Source organism: Streptomyces alkaliphilus (assembly GCF_014141535.1).
Taxonomy (GTDB): domain Bacteria; phylum Actinomycetota; class Actinomycetes; order Streptomycetales; family Streptomycetaceae; genus Streptomyces; species Streptomyces alkaliphilus.
The window spans coordinates 1-1,974 of sequence record NZ_VKHT01000929.1; the positions used below are offsets into that span (position 1 = coordinate 1).

Sequence of the window (1,974 nt, forward strand, 5' to 3'; positions counted from 1 at the left end):
CCCTTCACCGGCCGCGCACCGGACCCTCCCGCCCCTCCGGCGAGCATCCGCGCACGCCCACCCCGGGAGGTGGCGCGCGTCACGGACGGAGGTGCCGTCCCGGGGGACAATCCTTGCCCGAAGGCATGACCTCACCGGCGACCGCTGCCCGTAGACTCCCCTGTTAACGACACGCAGGGCTCCCGGTGGGCCCGTCGTCGGGACCGCCACCGGCTTCGGCCGAGCACATCCGGGTCAAGGGAGGATTCGAGTCGTGAGCAGCAGGCCGGCGAGAGGCGCTGCTCGCCTCGCCGCCATACTCGACGCCCTGCCCGACGCGCTGTTGCTGGTCAACGGCAACGGCACCGTCGTGAAGGCGAACGCCATCGCGGGCGAGACGTTGGAGGCGCCGGGCGCGCCGCTGGTGGGGCGTGGGCTGCTGGACATCATTCCGGCGTTCGATCCGCGTCGGATTCCCGGGTCGATGCGTCGCCCCGACGAGGATCCGGGCGCGCGCACCCGTCCCACCCGGATGATCGCCCGTCGCACCGACGGCTCCGAGTTGCAGGTCGAGGTGACCAGCGCCCTGCTCCAGGCCGGGCAGACCCCCTACGCCTCGGCCATAGACGCCGTGTTCGGGGACGACCACGCCTCCGAGGAACTGTTGATGCTGGTGGTGCGGGACCTCTCCGGCACCCTGGACACCGAGGCCGAACTGGCCCGGCAGCAGCGGCAGACGGAGATGATCCTGCGGGCGGCCTCCGAGGGCGTCGTGGGCGTGGACACCGCCGGCCGGGTCGTGCTGGTCAATCCGGCCGCCGCCCAGCTCCTGGGTCACCGGGCCGGGAAGCTCGGCGGGCAGGAACTGCACCCCCTGGTGCACCACTCGCGTCCCGACGGCACGCCGCTGCCGTTCGAGGAGACGCCGCTGCACGACACCCTGGTGTCGGGGCGCAAGCACCGAGTGCGGGTGGGCCAGGTGTTGTGGACGAAGGACGGCCGCGCCGTGCCGGTGGACATGACCACGGCCCCGGTGCGCGAGGGCGATCAGCTGGTGGGCGCGGTGATGACGTTCACCGACCGCCGGCCGCAGGACGCGATGAACGCCCGCCACGAGCAGTTGCTGGCGGTGCTCGGCCACAGTCTGCGCGGCCCGTTGGAGGAGCTGCGCGGGGAGTTGACGGCCCTGGCCGCCGACCCGGCCGGACAGCTGTGGCCGGAGGCCAACCAGATCCTGCACCACCTGGCGGCGGGCTACGCGCGGATGGCGACGCTGGTCGACAACGTGCTGGCCTACCAGCGACTGGACGCGGGTCGGGAGCAGTTGGCCCGCAAGAAGGTCGCGCTGGACGAGGTGATCGGCGCCGGGGTGGACGGCGCGACGGAGCTGATCGGCCCCGGTCGGGCCCAGTTCGCCGTGCACGCCCCGACGACCGAGGCGGAGGTGGACCCGGAGCGGCTGGCGCAGGCGCTGGCCCACCTGATCGCGGACGTGGCCGGGGTGGACGCCACCGGCCGGCCGGTGAACGCCGGAGAGGGTGCCCCGACGGACTCCACGATCGTGGTGGCCGCCGCGCAGCGCGGCGACGTGGTGCGGATCGAGGTGCGCGGCCCGTTCCCCGGCGGGGATCCGGTGCACGCGCCGCTGGTGAGCGGCATCGTGCGGATGCACGGCGGGGTGTTGCAGACCCACGAGGTGCCGGGGGCGGCGGGCGGCACCGCGTACGTGCTCGAGGTGCCGGTGAGCGCGGACGCCGCGCCCGCGCCGGGGCACGTGCCGCGTCCCCGGGACGCGGCCGGTGAGACGACGGTGATGCCGGTGCCGGTGCAGCCGGCGCGCGGCACCGGCGGACCGGGCGGTCCGGTGCGCGGCATGGCCACGGGCAACGACAGCGGTCACGTGGTGGCCGCCCCGCCGGCCGCGCCGGGTCGGCCGATGCCGCGTCCGCGGCGGCCCGAGGGCGAGGAGCCCCGGGGCCCGGGGCTCCTCGCCCT

Annotated in this window: 1 protein-coding gene; it reads left to right on the top strand. The window is 75.0% G+C overall.

Annotated elements, in window-relative coordinates:
- Positions 1–253 precede the first annotated feature (253 nt).
- Positions 254–1,974, top strand: a 1,721-nt coding sequence (locus FNQ90_RS21220) for a PAS domain-containing protein (protein ID WP_182607822.1), incomplete at its 3' end; no start/stop codon positions are given.